At 67.2% G+C, this 14,917-nt stretch carries 16 protein-coding genes and 1 tRNA gene; 14 read left to right on the top strand and 3 right to left on the bottom strand.

Annotated elements, in window-relative coordinates; all coding sequences use genetic code 11:
- Positions 1-50: 50 nt before the first annotated feature.
- Genes RI211_RS14725 through cydC form a run of 5 tightly spaced genes read left to right on the top strand, consistent with a single transcriptional unit; the run spans position 51 to position 6,489 of the window.
- Entirely contained in the window at positions 51-725 is a 675-nt protein-coding gene (locus RI211_RS14725) for a helix-turn-helix transcriptional regulator (RefSeq protein ID WP_187662434.1), read from the top strand.
- Positions 712-2,127: a cytochrome ubiquinol oxidase subunit I gene (locus RI211_RS14720; protein WP_315636236.1), complete on the top strand. Its 1,416-nt coding sequence runs from the start codon at positions 712-714 to the stop codon at positions 2,125-2,127. The genes RI211_RS14725 and RI211_RS14720 overlap by 14 nt, the downstream gene beginning before the upstream one ends.
- 14 nt (positions 2,128-2,141) lie before the next feature.
- Positions 2,142-3,170 (top strand): cytochrome d ubiquinol oxidase subunit II, encoded by a 1,029-nt coding sequence (gene cydB / locus RI211_RS14715; RefSeq protein ID WP_315636235.1) that lies wholly within the window; start codon positions 2,142-2,144, stop codon positions 3,168-3,170.
- Entirely contained in the window at positions 3,167-4,825 is a 1,659-nt protein-coding gene (gene cydD, locus RI211_RS14710) for a thiol reductant ABC exporter subunit CydD (protein WP_315636234.1), read from the top strand. The genes cydB and cydD overlap by 4 nt, the downstream gene beginning before the upstream one ends.
- Positions 4,822-6,489, top strand: a complete 1,668-nt coding sequence (cydC, locus tag RI211_RS14705; protein ID WP_315636233.1) for a thiol reductant ABC exporter subunit CydC — start codon at positions 4,822-4,824, stop codon at positions 6,487-6,489. Before cydD ends, cydC begins: the two co-directional genes overlap by 4 nt.
- A 3-nt stretch (positions 6,490-6,492) precedes the next feature.
- Here cydC and RI211_RS14700 read toward each other — a convergent pair whose 3' ends face one another.
- Positions 6,493-7,275, bottom strand: coding sequence for a hypothetical protein (locus RI211_RS14700; protein WP_187662429.1), 783 nt, complete (start codon positions 7,273-7,275; stop codon positions 6,493-6,495).
- A 176-nt stretch (positions 7,276-7,451) separates the two neighbouring features.
- Here RI211_RS14700 and RI211_RS14695 point away from each other — a divergent pair, with 176 nt between their 5' ends.
- Both RI211_RS14695 and RI211_RS14690 read left to right on the top strand, forming a co-directional pair.
- Positions 7,452-8,498, top strand: coding sequence for a hypothetical protein (locus RI211_RS14695; protein WP_315636232.1), 1,047 nt, complete (start codon positions 7,452-7,454; stop codon positions 8,496-8,498).
- Between the two features lie 45 nt (positions 8,499-8,543).
- Positions 8,544-8,634: transfer RNA gene (locus RI211_RS14690), tRNA-Ser, on the top strand.
- A 62-nt stretch (positions 8,635-8,696) separates the two neighbouring features.
- On the opposite strand, the gene RI211_RS14685 is transcribed toward RI211_RS14690, so the two are convergent.
- Both RI211_RS14685 and RI211_RS14680 read right to left on the bottom strand, forming a co-directional pair.
- A complete protein-coding gene (locus RI211_RS14685) occupies positions 8,697-9,809 on the bottom strand; it encodes a site-specific integrase (protein ID WP_315636231.1) in 1,113 nt (370 codons plus the stop codon).
- The gene (locus RI211_RS14680) at positions 9,796-10,578 is read right to left on the bottom strand and encodes a hypothetical protein (RefSeq protein ID WP_315636230.1); all 783 of its coding nucleotides are present in this window, start codon (positions 10,576-10,578) and stop codon (positions 9,796-9,798) included. Before RI211_RS14680 ends, RI211_RS14685 begins: the two co-directional genes overlap by 14 nt.
- A gap of 300 nt (positions 10,579-10,878) precedes the next feature.
- Here RI211_RS14680 and RI211_RS14675 point away from each other — a divergent pair, with 300 nt between their 5' ends.
- From RI211_RS14675 to RI211_RS14645, 7 genes are all read left to right on the top strand, one after another.
- Entirely contained in the window at positions 10,879-11,076 is a 198-nt protein-coding gene (locus RI211_RS14675; protein ID WP_247637766.1) for a helix-turn-helix transcriptional regulator, read from the top strand.
- A gap of 69 nt (positions 11,077-11,145) precedes the next feature.
- Positions 11,146-11,637 (top strand): hypothetical protein, encoded by a 492-nt coding sequence (locus tag RI211_RS14670; protein WP_315636229.1) that lies wholly within the window; start codon positions 11,146-11,148, stop codon positions 11,635-11,637.
- Positions 11,637-11,960 (top strand): hypothetical protein, encoded by a 324-nt coding sequence (locus RI211_RS14665; protein ID WP_315636228.1) that lies wholly within the window; start codon positions 11,637-11,639, stop codon positions 11,958-11,960. The genes RI211_RS14670 and RI211_RS14665 overlap by 1 nt, the downstream gene beginning before the upstream one ends.
- The gene (locus tag RI211_RS14660) at positions 11,957-12,376 is read left to right on the top strand and encodes an Lsr2 family DNA-binding protein (RefSeq protein WP_315636226.1); all 420 of its coding nucleotides are present in this window, start codon (positions 11,957-11,959) and stop codon (positions 12,374-12,376) included. Before RI211_RS14665 ends, RI211_RS14660 begins: the two co-directional genes overlap by 4 nt.
- Positions 12,377-12,578: 202 nt before the next feature.
- Positions 12,579-13,370 (top strand): helix-turn-helix domain-containing protein, encoded by a 792-nt coding sequence (locus RI211_RS14655; RefSeq protein WP_315636225.1) that lies wholly within the window; start codon positions 12,579-12,581, stop codon positions 13,368-13,370.
- Positions 13,371-13,584: 214 nt separating this feature from the next.
- Positions 13,585-13,722 (top strand): hypothetical protein, encoded by a 138-nt coding sequence (locus RI211_RS14650; protein ID WP_315714334.1) that lies wholly within the window; start codon positions 13,585-13,587, stop codon positions 13,720-13,722.
- Positions 13,723-13,828: 106 nt separating this feature from the next.
- A complete protein-coding gene (locus RI211_RS14645; RefSeq protein ID WP_315638522.1) occupies positions 13,829-14,812 on the top strand; it encodes a hypothetical protein in 984 nt (327 codons plus the stop codon).
- Positions 14,813-14,917 lie beyond the last annotated feature (105 nt).

Below are 14,917 nucleotides of genomic sequence, written 5' to 3'. Positions count from 1 at the left end.
TCACGGCCCGGATCCCCCGGCGGTCATCGGTCCCGGCCGATAATTGAGACATGTCCAACGGCGGGTCCGTCTGCGGGCCGATCTCCAGCTACTCCCGGGTGCGCATCCTGCACCTCCTCTTCGAGGCCGGGCACTCCGGTGCCTCCGGAGAACTCGCGATCGGCGACCTGTGCGAGGCCACCGGCCTCCACCCGAACACGGTGCGCGAGCACCTCCAGCGGCTCATCGAGGGCGGCTACGTGATCCCGACCGTGGAGCACCGCACCACCCGGGGCCGTCCTCGGACGCTGTACCGTGCCGCCACCGGCGCCCCCGACGCCTCCAGCCCGGTCGCGCGGAACAAAGCCAAGGCCGCCGCCCGTCGCGGCGACCTCCTCCGCAGCGTCCTTCCCGGCACCGGAAGCGCCCTCGGGAGGGACGCCACCTACCAGCTCGATGCCCTCGTCGAGCACCTGGAGGAGAGCGGTTTCGAGCCGGTCGTGGATGACCGCGGGCTGACCGTCGACCTGAGCCCGTGCCCGCACGCGGCCGGCCGGCCGGAGGACCGCCCGATGCTGTGCCAGGTGCATCTCGGCCTGATGCAGGGCATCCTGGCAGAAGCGGGGGGTCCGCTCGAAGCCGAGTGCGTGCGCGAGGCCGCGCTGCCCTCCGAATGCACCGTGCAGCTGCGCGACACCGCCGCGCAGGCGTCGAACAGAACGGGAGTCGCTCATGGAATGGCTTGATCCGCTCGCCCTGGCCCGATGGCAGTTCGGGCTGACGACCGTCTACCACTACCTCTTCGTCCCGCTGACGATCGGCATGGCGCTCGTCGCCGCCATCTTCCAGACGGCGTGGGTGGGCACGGCCAAGGTCCAGTACCTGCACCTCACCCGCTTCTTCGGCAAGATCTTCCTCATCAACTTCGCGATGGGGGTGGTCACCGGCATCGTGCAGGAGTTCCAGTTCGGTATGAACTGGTCGGACTACTCCCGCTTCGTCGGTGACGTCTTCGGCGCCCCGCTCGCCTTCGAGGGCCTGCTGGCGTTCTTCTTCGAGGCGACCTTCATCGGCCTCTGGATCTTCGGCTGGGACAAGCTCCCGCAGAAGATCCACCTCGCCACCATCTGGTGCGTCTCGATCGGCAGCATCCTGTCGGCGTACTTCATCATCGCCGCAAACGCATTCATGCAGAACCCGGTCGGCTACACGTACAACGAGGTGACCAACCGCGCCGAGCTCACCGACTTCTGGGCGCTGCTGACCAACCCCGTCGCCCTCGCCGCGTTCCCGCACACCATCTTCGGCGCGCTCATGTTCGCCGCCGGTGTCGTCATCTCGGTGTCCGCCTGGCACCTGGCCCGCGGGCAGCACTTCGACACCATGCGCGTCTCGCTGAAGTTCGGCCTCTGGGCGATGATCTTCTCCACGGCGGGCGTCGTGCTCACCGGTGACCAGCTGGGCCTGGCGATGTACGCCGCGCAGCCGATGAAGATGGCCGCCGCGGAGGCGACGTTCAACACGGTCTGCGGCGCCGACGCCTCCTTCAGCATCTTCACGCTGGGCACGCCGGACGGCAGCTCCGAGCTGTTCTCGATCCGGGTGCCGTACCTGCTGTCGCTGCTGTCGACCCACACGCTCGACGCCTGCGTGCACGGCATCAACGACCTGAACGCCGAGTACGCCCAGACCTACGCGAGCACCGGCCTCACCGACTTCGCCCCCGTGCTGTGGATCACGTACTGGTCGTTCCGCTGGATGATCGGCCTCGGCATGGCCGCCGCCCTCGTCGCCGTCGCCGGCCTCTGGGTCACCCGCAAGAAGGCCACCAAGCCGGTCGCGCCGTGGATGTGGAAGGTCGCGATCTGGTCGTTCCCGCTCGCGCTCGCCGCCAACATCATGGGCTGGGTGTTCACCGAGATGGGCCGACAGCCGTGGATCGTGTTCGGTCTGATGTCGACCCGCGACGGCGTCTCACCGGGCGTGAGCGGACTCGAGGTCCTGATCTCGCTGATCGCCTTCACCGCGATCTACGCCGCGCTGGCCGTGGTCGAGGTCCGGCTGATCGTCAAGGCCGCCCAGAAGGGGCCGGACACCGACGAACAGCCCCATGAGGAGACGGCTCAGCTGCCGTCGGTCGTGTACTGAGAGGAACGAGCATCATGGATCTCGCAACGATCTGGTTCTGGGTGGTCGCCTTCCTGTTCGTCGGCTACTTCGTCCTCGACGGGTTCGACTTCGGTGTGGGCATGTCGCTGCCGTTCCTCGGCAAGGACGACGTCTCCCGCCGGCAGGTCATCAACACGATCGGTCCCGTGTGGGACCTCAACGAGACGTGGGTCATCGTGGCCGGGGCCTCGCTCTTCGCCTCGTTCCCCGAGTGGTACGCCACCCTGTTCAGCGGGTTCTACCTGCCGCTGCTGCTCATCCTGCTGGCACTCATCCTCCGCGGCGTCTCGTTCGAGTACCGCCACCAGCGGGAGAGCCGGAAGTGGAAGCAGGGCTTCGACCGGATGATCGTCATCGGCTCGGTCGTCCCGGCACTGCTCTGGGGCGTCGCTTTCGGCAACATCGTGCAGGGCGTCGCGATCGACGAGAACCACATCTACGTCGGCGGCTTCTTCTCGCTGCTGAACCCGTATGCGCTGCTGGTCGGCGTCACGACCCTGCTGCTCTTCTTCCTGCACGGCGTGCTGTTCGTCGCGCTGAAGACGGACGGCCAGGTGCACGAGGATGCCCGGAAGCTCGCGAAGAAGGCCGCCATCCCGACGATCCTCGTCGCAGCCGCGACGGTGGTCTGGACGGTCGCGATCGCGATGGGCCGCGAGGCGCCGCTGCTGTGGCTGGTCATCGGAGCCGGTGCGCTCGCGGCGGTCAGCCTGATCGCGGCGGTCGGCTTCTCGCTCGTCCGCCGCGACGGGTGGGCGTTCTTCGCCGGCATGCTCACGGTCATGTTCGCCGTCGTCATGCTGTTCTCCGCCCTCTTCCCGTTCGTGATGCCCTCGACGATCGACCCGGCGTACAGCCTCACGATCGCCAACGCGTCCAGCACTCCGTATACGCTGCAGATCATGAGCTGGACCGCGCTGATCGCCCTCCCGCTGGTCATCGCGTACCAGACCTGGACCTACTGGGTGTTCCGCAAGCGCGTCACCCGCCGGTCGATCGAGGGGGCTCCGGCGCACGCGTGAAACCCGTCGATCCGAGGCTGCTCCGATACGCGGCCGCCGCCCGGGGCTTCCTCCTGGCGTCGGCCGCGATCGGCGTCTTCCAGACCGCGGTGACGATCGCCTTCGCGTGGCTGCTCACCGAGGCGGTGGTCGGTGCCATCGCGGGTCGCGACGTCACGGTGACCCTGCTCTGGCTGCTGGCGACGGCGCTGCTGCGGGGCCTGCTCATCGCCGCGTCCGATGCGGCGGGCACGCAGGCCGCGGCCCGCACCGGGATGCAGCTGCGCGCGGCGCTCGTCGCAGCGGTCGGGCGACTCGGGCCGGGCTGGCTCGCTCAGCGGAACCAGACGCAGATCGCCGTCACCGCCGGTCACGGCCTGGAAGCCCTGGACGCGTACTTCGCGCGGTACATCCCGCAGCTCGTCCTCACCGTCATCGCGACGCCCGTGCTCGTCGCGGTCATGTGGTGGCAGGACTGGCCGAGCGGGCTCACCGCCGTCATCACCCTGCCGCTCATCCCGCTGTTCCTCATCCTCATCGGCATCGCGACCCGCACGGTGCAGAAGAAGCAGTGGCAGACGCTGCAGCACCTCGCCGCCCGCTTCGCCGACACGGTGCAGGGGCTGTCGACGCTGCGGCTGTTCGGCCGGGACCGTCGGGCGGCCGACCGCATCGAGGTGACCGCCGACGAGTACCGCCGCGAGACCATGAAGGTGCTCCGGTTCTCGTTCCTCTCGGGGTTCGCGATGGAGCTGCTGTCGTCGCTCGCGGTCGCGCTCATCGCGGTCGCGGTCGGCTTCCGGCTGCTGTCAGGAGACCTGAGCCTGGAGGTCGGGCTCTTCGTGCTGCTGCTCGCCCCGGAGGCCTTCCTCCCCATCCGTCAGGTCGGCGTGCAGTTCCACGCCGCGGCCGAGGGCGTCGCGGCCACGGAAGACGTGTTCGATGTGCTGGATGCGGCGCGCGACCGGGACCGCGGCGGGGTGCGCCGGCACGATCCGGACACGGATGCACGACCGAACCCCGTGGACTCGTCCGGCAACCGTGTCGGAGTCGTGCAGGTGGCACACGGACTCGTGGTCGAGGGGCTCCGGGTGAGGGACCTGCCGCCGGTGTCGTTCGTCGCGGAGCCGGGGACGGTGACCCTGATCGAGGGACCGAGCGGCTCCGGGAAGTCGAGTCTGCTCGCCGCCCTCCGCGGAGCGGTGGACTACACGGGGACCGCGACCTGGGACGGACGGGATGTCGTCGAGCTCGCGCCGTCGGAATGGCTCGCCTGGGCCGGGCAGGCGCCGGGGCTGATGCGCGGCACCGTCGCGGAGAACGTGGCTCTGGGCGATGCGGCTCCCGACCTCGCCCGCGTGCGCCGGGCCCTCGACGCCGCGTGCGCGGAGGGGATCGAGGCCGACCGCGTGCTGGGCGTGCAGGGAGCGGGACTCTCGGGAGGGCAGGCGCAGCGCGTCGCGGTGGCCAGGGCGCTGTATCGCCACTACGGTGCCCCGGAGCGGATGCTCGCGCTCGATGAGCCCTCCAGCGCCCTCGACGCCGACACCGAGGAGCGGCTGTGGCGGTCGCTGCGCGCACGGGCGGATGCCGGCGCGACCATCCTCCTCGTCTCGCACCGCCGCTCGGCCAGGGACATCGCCGACCGGATCGTGGCGCTGGGGGTGAGCGCATGACCGAGACGACGCGCAGCGAGCGGGTCCGGGACATGCTCCGGCTCGCGCAGCCGCCGTTCCGCCGCTTCCTCCCCGGGCTGATCTGGGGGGTGCTGTCGGCGGCCGCCGCAGTGAGCCTTCTCGCGGTGAGCGGCTGGCTGATCGTGAGCGCGTCGATCGTCGACTCCCTCGTGCCGCTGTCCATCGCGGTCGTCGGGGTGCGGTTCTTCGCCGTGACCCGGGCTGTCACGCGGTACCTGGAGCGGCTGAGCGGTCACGACGCCGCGCTCCGGCAGCTCGCCACGACCCGCTCCGACATGGTGCGCCGCCTCATCCCGCTCTCGCCGGCGGGGCTCGGCGCGACCGACCGCGGGCAGGTGCTCGCGGCGCTCGTCGACGACGTGGAGAACCTGCAGAACCTCCCGCTCCGGGTCGTGCAGCCGCTTGCCGTCTCGGGCGTCGTCGCCCTCGGAGCGGTGGGCTTCCTCGCCTTCGTCTCGCCACCCGCCGCGCTGACCCTCGCGGTCTGCCTCCTCGTCGCCGCGTTCGCGGCGGTCGGGCTCGGCTGGATCTTCGGCTCCCGCGCGGAGGCCGCGGTGTCGGCGCGTCGGGCCGAGGTGTCCGCGGCCCTCGTCGACTACTTCGGCAGTCTCGACGTGCTCCTCGCGTTCGGGGCGGAGGCGCAGGCGCGGGAGCGGATCCGCGTCGCGGACGCCGCGCTGCGTCGCGTGGTCAGTCGGGCGTCGCTCGCGCAGGCCGTCGCGGCCGGAGTGGTGTCGCTGATGGCCGGGGCCGCATCCGTGTGGGCGCTCGCCGTGGCGGCTCCGGGCCTCGCCACGGGGGCGATCGATGCGCCGTGGCTTGCGGTCGCGGTGCTCGTGCCGATGGTCGTGTTCGAGGTGTTCGGCGCCGTGCCGATCGCCGCGGCCTCGTGGCGGAGCGTGCGCGCGAGTGCGGAGCGCATCGTGGACGTGCTGCCCGAACGGATGCCGCCGGAGCTGCGGCCCGACGCGGGGCAGGATGTCGAGGTCGCGGGTGTGCCCGCCCTCGTCCTGCGCGGTGCCACGGCGCACTGGCCCGGAGGCGCGGCGGCGTTGACCGGCGTGGACCTCGACCTCGCGCCCGGGGAGCGGGTGCTCGTCTCCGGAGCGAGCGGGGCGGGCAAGAGCTCGCTGGCGGCCGCACTGGTCGGCTTCCTCCGGGTGGACGGCGAGTACCGGATCGGCGACCTCGACGCGGCGGCCCTGTCCGGACCGGCACTGCGGCGCATCGTCGGTCTGTGCGAGCAGCAGCCGCAGCTGTTCGACGAGGACGTGCGGCAGAACCTGCTCTTCGCGAGGGACACCGCCACCGATGACGAGCTCCTCGCCGTGCTCGACCGTGTGGGCCTCGCGGCGTGGGTCCGCGAGCGCGGGGGTCTCGACGCCCGGGTGGGCGACCGCGGTGCGCTGGTGTCCGGCGGTCAGGCGCAGCGGATCGCCCTGGCTCGCGCGCTGCTCCGCGGCTTCCCGGTGCTCGTGCTGGACGAGCCGACGGCGGGCGTCGACCCCGAGGCCTCGGACGCTTTGCTGCGCGATCTGCTGCAGGCGACGGGGGAGCAGTCGGTGCTGCTCATCTCGCACGTGGCGCCGCCTGCGGGGACGGTCGACCGGGTCGTGCGGATCGAGGGCGGCCGGACGGTCTGAGCCTCAGCCGACGAGGTTCATGTCGGCGGGCGGCTCCATCACGATGCCCTGCGCTTCGAACGCGCGACGGCGCTCCTCGATCCGTCGGTGCATCTCGACCTGGGCCTCGTCGATGAGACGCGGGTCGAGGTCGACCGTCGCCGGATGCGGGTCGCCGTGGTGGGCGGCGATGTACGCGTCGAGCTCGGGGCCGCTGGTCCAGGAGGTGATGAGCGCGTACCGCGGGCCCGTGCCGCGGTGCCACACGGCGTGCCAGAAGCGCTGCGTGTCGACGATGATCCGCGAACCGGCGCGCAGCGGCAGCCGGACCTCGGTGGCCGGGTCGAACCGGTCGGAGCGGAGGATGAGCATCGAGTCGGTGTCGTCGGTGAGGTTGTAATACCCGCGGACCACCCAGCCCGTGCCCGGCTCATTGAGGCGGTTGTTGTCGTCCTGGTGCAGGTTGTAGATCGCGTCGGCGTAGTCGTTGGGCTGGAGCTCGATGACTCGGCAGCGGCCGACGCCGGCGCCCGGGGCCAGGGCACGGCGCTGCAGGGTCGGGGCGATCGCGACCTGCGCCGGGATCCAGACGCCGTCCTTGTCGGTGCGCGGCGGGGTGTGGTTCCAGAAGCCGTTGCAGTCGATGTCGCCGGCGTAGCTCGTCAGGGGTGCGAAGCGGGTGATGCCGGAGGAGCGCCAGCCGACGTACTCGAGGTCACGCCACTCGGACGGGTCCACCGGGGTGGTCTCGTCGTCGAGGACCACGTATCCGGTCTCGGCGAGCGCCGCGGAGGTGATGAATCCCATGCTGCTTGCATCCTTCCCGTCGTTCTGCCCCCGGAGGCGGCGGGTTCTTAGGCAATCCTAATCCCGACCTCCCCTCGCCGACCCACCCCCTTGCGTGTGTCCCACCCCCTTCCGGCCGCACGCAGAGGGGGGGCCCGGCCGGAAGGGGGTGGGTCGGCGAGGGATATTCTGAGGGCATGACGCAGCCCCAGGGTGCCCTTCTCGTGGGCAGTGTGAACTTCGACGACGCCGAGACCACGATGCGCACGGCGGCGGAGCTGCTGGGCGACCGGTTGCGTCGCATCCCGGACGGCGAGGTCGGCAAGCGGTTCCACTGGATCATGTTCCAGCCCGACGTCATCGGCCAGGCGGACGGCATCGAGCGGATCGGCGACGAGCCCATCCCGTTCCCCGCCGGCATCGACGCCCGCGGCCTCCGCATCGCCGAGGGCGTGGACCCGGCGACCATCGCGCTGCCTCCGCTCGGGTACGCCTCCGCGGCGATCGAGTCGTACGGGCGCTTCGCCCGGCTGCGTGAGGAGGGAGTGGTCGCGGCGGGCACCCGGTTCCAGGTGTCGCTGCCGACCCCGCTCGCCGTCATCTCCTCCTTCTTCCACGGCGACGACCGGGCCGCGATCGAGCCCGTGTACACCGCCGCGATACTCCGCGAGCTCGACGAGACCCTCGCCGCGATCCCGCACGGGGACCTCGCCGTGCAGTGGGACGTCGCGAGCGAGATGGGCATCATCGAGGGGGCCTCCGGCTACGGCGCCGTCATGGAAGCGTGGTGGCCGGGCGACTCGTTCGACGGACTCGTCTCGCGTCTGGCCGACCTCGTCGACGCCGTCCCGGACGACGTCGAGGTGGGCGTGCACCTCTGCTACGGCGACGCGGGGGAGAAGCATTTCTTCGAGCCGACCGACGCCGGCGCCCTCGTCCGCTACGCCAACGCCGTCATCGCCGCGGCCCATCGTCCGCTCACCTGGCTGCACCTTCCCGTGCCGATCGGTCACGACGACGAGGCCTACTTCGCTCCGCTCGCCGAGCTCACCCCGGTCGAGGAGCTCTACCTCGGCCTCGTGCACCGGGAGGACGGCGCGGAGGGCGCGCGTCGTCGGATCGCCGCCGCCGTCCCGTTCGCCCCGGAGTTCGGCGTCGCCACGGAGTGCGGCATCGGCCGCGCCCCCGCCGGCTCCACGGAGGGCATCCTCCGCGCCCACGCCGAGGTCGCCACCGCCTGGTGACCCGCCGATTCGCGCGCTCGGCCCCGGTGTCGTAAACTGATCCGCGGTGACGTGTCCGAGCGGCCGAAGGTGCAACTCTCGAAAAGTTGTGTAGGGTAACCCCCTACCGTGGGTTCAAATCCCACCGTCACCGCCAGAATAGAAGCCCCGCATCCTGTTGGAAACACTGGGATCGCGGGGCTTTTTCTTTTCCCGGAATCAGTCGCTGGACACGTCAATGGACACATTCACTCGGGAGCGTGCCTGATCTAGCGCGTCCGCCACGGCGTTTAGGTCGTCGTCGAATAGGTCGCTGTACACGTCCAGGGTCATCGCCGCAGACGCGTGGCCAAGCATCCGCTGTACCGCCTTGACGTTCGCGCCGGCCGAGATCGCCAGCGAAGCGGCGGTGTGTCTGAGGCTATGGGGAGTGACTTTCGGGAAGCTCGGATCCTTGGCCTGTACTCGCTTCACTGAGGCTGCAAACCACCCATCGCGCGAGTTTGGCAGGCGCATGTGCTCGAACCCGTCCCCGAACACGATCGACTCCTGAGACGGACGTGACGCCACGACCCTCGAGAGCTCGTCAGCCAGGAACGCCGGATAGGGAACCGATCGAGACGCGTGGGTCTTCGGTGTGCCCACATACACCTTGGAACCGACCATCACGGCGTTCTCATGCACATTCAATCTGCGCTGCACGACATCAACGTCACGCACTCGAAGTCCGGTCGCTTCCCCCCACCGTAGGCCGGTGTATGCCAGTACCTCGACCAGCAGCGCGTTTCTACCGGCGGCAGCAGAAAGGCGAGCCACCTGCTCGTGTGTCAGATACGTCTTCCGCGTTGCCGTCTTGCGCGGCAGGTTCACGCCGCGCGCCGGATTCGAGGGCAATCTCCTGTCCTTGACGGCGACGTCGAGGATTCCGGCCAGCACGCCATAGATGCGCAGCACGGATGTGGGCGATAGGTCGGCAGTCAGTTTGGTCACCCACGCCTGCACCTCGCTGTGCTTGAGCGTGCCGACACTGCGGGCACCCCACCACGGCTCGACGTAGAGCCGCCAAGCGCTCTCCACGGGCCTCAACGATGATGGTTTGAGGTGAGACTGGCCGGAAAGCCACGCGGCCCCCAAAACGCCGATCGTGACCTTGCTCTCCGCTGGGTCGACGAACGTGCCCATGCTCTTCGACGACTCGATGGTGTGCATAAACTCACGCGCATCGCGTTTCGTTGTGAAACCGCGCTTAGACGTCTGCTTGCGATCCGGCGTCCGGTATCGCACCCGGTAGAGCGTCTTGCCGCCAGCCGTGTACTCCTCAATCGTTGCCATGCGAGGTTCCGATCGAGACTGGCTGCTCGCCGTAAACGAGGATGAACTTCTCTTGTCCGGCTCGGATCGCTTCGAGGGCAGCTTCTCTCGATGCAAAGCTCCCTTCGATGGGTCGTCCGTTGACGGTCACGGTCACTGCTCCCTCTCGATCTGTCAGTAGTTCGACCCATACGTCGGGAAGATCATGACCAGAGGGAATGGTGAGCGACTCGAAGGCTGAGTGATCCTGAGCGCTCACGGCAGTTACACCGGGTGCACGAGCGCTCAGAACGTGGCCAAGCTCGCGAGCTTTCGAGATCAGTCGTGTGGCCGTGCTCTGGCTGACCCCCAGTTTCTCTGCGACGGTTCTAAGCGGGGGGAGGCCAACGATCGAGGCGATGCGGTAGATGCGCGCAGCTGTTCCGACATGCTCGGGCTGTGTGCGACCGTCTATGGGCTCGATACGCCGCATGAAGTTCAGTCCCCACATGTTCGCGATCATGCCCTGCTGTGGGTTTGCAAACCAAACCACTCCCAGCCCGGCTTTCTGGACGGTCTCCTGAAGCCGAATCTCGCGGAGTACGGCTCCTGTGATCTCTTCGGCATCGGTGCCGCCCCGGTGGACTGTCACCTGATCGACCTGGTACCTGCCGGCTTCCTGGTTGAACATCACATCTAGATCGACCGTGGCTGCACTGTCGTCGATCGCCGTCGTCGCCCGAAAGCTGCTGGCGACCCAAAGGTCTTCACCGAGATCGAGAGGGGCCGATGTCATCTTCACGGACGTCATCGTCCCAGTATCCACCAGATCGAGGCGGGCATGCCTGACTGGCTCTTGCACGCATGGCTCACTTCATGTAGCATCACTTCTGAGCCAAGCAAGCATGACTGGCTCATTACAACTCAATCTCTCGCCGGCCCCCTGAGCCACAGGGCGCCCACGGCGAGACAGTAACTGCACAGAGCCGCATTGGGTACTCGTTCGCACTGGTCGTTTGGCAGGCGTGGTGATCGCGAGATGCGGACAAGAAAAGACCTTGAGCTCATCGTCCGATGAAGCTCTATTCGACGACTCAAGAAAGGAGAGGTCATGGATGAGCTGCTTACGCCTGAGCAACTTGCTGAGTATCTGCAAGTCTCGACGGCCGCGCTGGCAAACGATCGTTATCTCGGTCGGGGCCCGCGCTTCATCAAGCTCGGCGGCAAGGTCCGATACCGCCGGTCTGACGTTCTCGCTCATCTCGATGAGAACGTTCACACGCGCACTGACATGCGCGTCGCAGTCTGACCAAGAAAGAAAGGCCCAGACCGGGGGCAACCGGATCTGAGCCTGGTAGTCAAACGAAGGAGATTCGAAATGACTGGTAACACCAGTATCGCAGATGCGCGCGCCAACCGCACCTTGTTGGCAGCGGGGGCGGAGAGTACAGCGGCAACTCCACCCCCAACCCGCCGCGATCCCGGCTGGGACGAGTACTCGGCAACCTACCTGCGGGCTCACCCCGAGGTGTCTGCCGCGGCGCCCTCGTGGACCGAGGAGCTCGAGTTCCTGGACATCGAAGACGAGGTGGAGGGGACTGTCTTCTCCTTCTCTCGGACCATCCGGGACGTCGAGCTCTACGGCGGGGGACGCCTCCACTCGGACGGCCGCGTCGAGCTCTACGACAACGGGGTACCGAACATCTACATCCGCGAGGAACTTCGCGCCGACCAAGACCCGGACGTCGCGCGGTGGGCGATGGATGTGGCAGAAGACCTCGTCGCTGCTGCGTTGTTGTTGCGCGCAGAGCCGAAGTTGTTGCGGCGGCCCGCTCAGGTCGACGCCGAGTTGCAGAGGCTGGACGTCTGATGGCCTGCCGGTTCGGCTGGTGCGATACGCCCGCCACCATCCACGCCGACGACGTCAGCCACCACACCCGCGATCTCGGTCACGGGATGCTGCTCACGGTTGACACGAACGGCATACCGATCACGAACTGGATGCCCGACTGGCAGGAGTGGTGGATCAACAAGCCCGAGGAGATCGACACCGAATATGGCGCCGTCGCGACCATGCTCTGCGATCTCCCGAAGCACTACCGGGAGTTCCGGGAGGAGCTCATCAACGACCCGGTGTTCGCCGACGAGGTCATTGCCATGAAGGCAAAGGATGCCCGGGAGACGAACAGATGAGCGCGCTCGAAACCAAACTGAATCCGGGAGCAGTGCGCGCCTGGGCGCGCGCGAACGGCATCCCTGTCAGCAAGACCGGCAAGATCGCACTCCACGTTCGTGAATGCTACGCCGAAGCGCACCCGCAGTACGTCGCAGAACCGGACACCGAGCTGCAAGCACGCACTTCCCGTCCAGATCTGTTCGCTCTCGCTGACGACATGGTCGAAGCGGAGATGGTGAGAACCGGACGCTTGAGCTTCGAACGGCCAGCGGACGAAGAGCGGCGTGAAAAGCCGCGGTCCCTGGCCGAGTGGCTAAGGCTTCGCGACGAACTCGCGGACACGATCGCACAGCATGTCGGCGGTTCTCCTTCCGTCCGAGAGGCAGCCGAAGCACTCCTTGTGCAGGGCTGGATGCGGAACGCTGCTGCCTGACGGACTGCCTCGTGCCCTAATCCGGTGCCCCTTATCCCCAGCGATGAGGGGCACCGTCCGTTTCAACTGAACACAGACCCTGGGGAAGGGGACCACATGAGCACTCAGAAGAAGGAGAGCGCGTTCGAGAGACGCATGAAGGAGTTTCACAAAGCACGCGAGCGGAACGCAGCCAGCCGGCAGCGGGCAAAGGGAGGTGACGATGACCGATCTGTTCACGAAGCTCCCGCACTGGCTGATCAGGGAGAGTGACCTCGACGGCAACGAATTGCTGCTGTACATCGCGATGCTGAGCCGCGCGAACTCGAAGGGGATCTGCTTCCCGAGCGTCAGCCTGCTGGCCAAGGAAGCGCGGATGTCGGAGAGCACGGTTCGCCGTACCCGCAAGCGCTTGGTCGATAAAGGTCTCGTGACTGTGACGCGGCGGATGATCGGCGATTCACGGAACGACTCGAACCTCTATCAGGTCGCGTTGCCGAAGCGCCCACCGGTCAAGTTCGTCGAGGACGACCCTGTGGATAACTTGCCGCCCGAACCGCATGATGACGTTTCGAATGGCAGTCACAGTGACTGGGGTGGTTCCACCGTGACAGTACCCCCCTTTCAGGGTGACCGGTGGGGTGGTGTCACAGTGACTGGCGAAGAAGAACCACTACAAGAAGATCCATTGAAGAAGACTCTTAGCGTCGAAAACGACGCATTCGAGTTCAGCAACCTGGGGATAACAGAAGCGCAATGGTGGCTTCTGTCCGACCTCTACATTCACCTCACAGGCAAAACGCCGAGTGACCGCACTCAAGCCGAATGGCGCGTACTGAGCTCCGACGACGCTCGCGAGCTCATCGGCCGCTTCTACTCGAACGTTGGCAGGAACGACGACTACACCGGTCCGGAGTACGGGACGCCCGCCTACGCGGAACTCACCGAGCGCGGCAAAAGGTGGGCCGATGGCGGGATGATCCCCGACAACGTCCTGACCGGAGAGGCCGCATGAACAGACCCGAGGCGTCCGGACCGCAACTCAAAGAAGGGAGAACCCGATGGGCGCATCAGCCCCAAAGCCACTCAACTTCCGAGCACTAAGCAACGCCTGGGACGACCCACTCGCATTCGCCCGCGAACTGAGCCGCTACTACTCACAACTCGAAGCCTCAGGCCACAGGCAGCCGACGCGTGACTGGACCACCGCGCTTCGAAAGGAGAAACCAATGAACACCAACGAGGACACCCCCACAACCGGGCTCAGAGACCCGGCCGGCCTCAACAAGACCGAACCGGGACTGTACACACCCGAGGACATGCAGAAGGTCGCACCAGGCCTCTACGCCCCAAAGGAAACCCAGTGACCATCCGGGCCGCAGTCCTCTGCGACGAAGCCGGATGTGACGCCGTATTCGCAACGGCAGAACGGCTCCCACACCACGAACTCATCCGAGAAGCACACGCAGACGGATGGACATCCACGAACAAGTCCGGGCAATGGACGAACGAGTGCCCGGAACACAACGAATGAACAGGACACACAAGATGACGAAGATTCAGAAGCACACCATCGACCTGCGATCCCCTCGCACAGAAGCACTCGAAGCCGCCGAAGCCGAACTCGAGAACCTCACCGCGCAGACCGACACGCTGAAGGCCTCCGCCCTCGCCGGCAACCTCGGCGCCGAAACACTTGCAGCACACACCGACCGCCTCAACCTCGCCACCATGCGAGTAGACGCAGCCCGTCACGCCGCCGAAGCCGAACTCAACAACCTCGCCGACAGGAACACCATCGCCGACGCGATCGCTGAACTCCTCGACGACCCGGCCCTCACAACCTCGCCCATCGAAGAGGCCATCAGCAGACTCCGACAGGCACTCGCCGACATCACCACCGCCAACGAAACCCGCAACAGCGCTATCAGCGGCTGGGTCACCCGACTCCGGGAACTCGGCATCCCGGACACCGGGCTCACCGTCAACGGCGACGAGGTTCACATCCAGTCGGCAGGCCCGACCGGAACAACGATCACGATCGGCGGTGGCCGCGTCTCCACGATCGGATCCGTCGCCGGCCACATCCGCCACACAACGCAGAAGCACAGCGACAGCGCTCACATGGCCATCGACCCAGCCAACCTTCCGAGCTTCGACACGCGTGGTCGCGCACTCGGAAGCATCACAGCCATCCGTCTGCTGAGGGACCTCGGCGGACACAACGCAGGGACTGTGCTCACCACCCGCACACACGCACTCGGTGTCCTCGCGCAGATGGTGCACAACGACAACGCGGAACTCATCGAAGGTGACATCCCCGCACCATCCCCGCACGTACCCAAGCGGTTCGGAGTGGACTCCCGCGCACAAGCAGCACCAGAGCGCATCACCCCGAGGAACGCCAACGACGGCGCTCTCGTCGAGGCGGCAGTAGCACGCGCGTTCCAGAACTGACCCTGAGCCGGCACAGAGGGGGTGGGGGTGACTCCTACCCCCTCTCTGCCGGTCGCCGGGGATAGCCGCTCACATTCTGCGTGCGCGGCTGTCCCGTTTTTTTTA

This window comes from Microbacterium meiriae (assembly GCF_032364335.1).
Lineage (GTDB): Bacteria > Actinomycetota > Actinomycetes > Actinomycetales > Microbacteriaceae > Microbacterium > Microbacterium meiriae.
The sequence above is the reverse complement of the archived record's forward strand: the minus strand, read 5'-3'. Positions and strand labels throughout refer to the sequence as shown.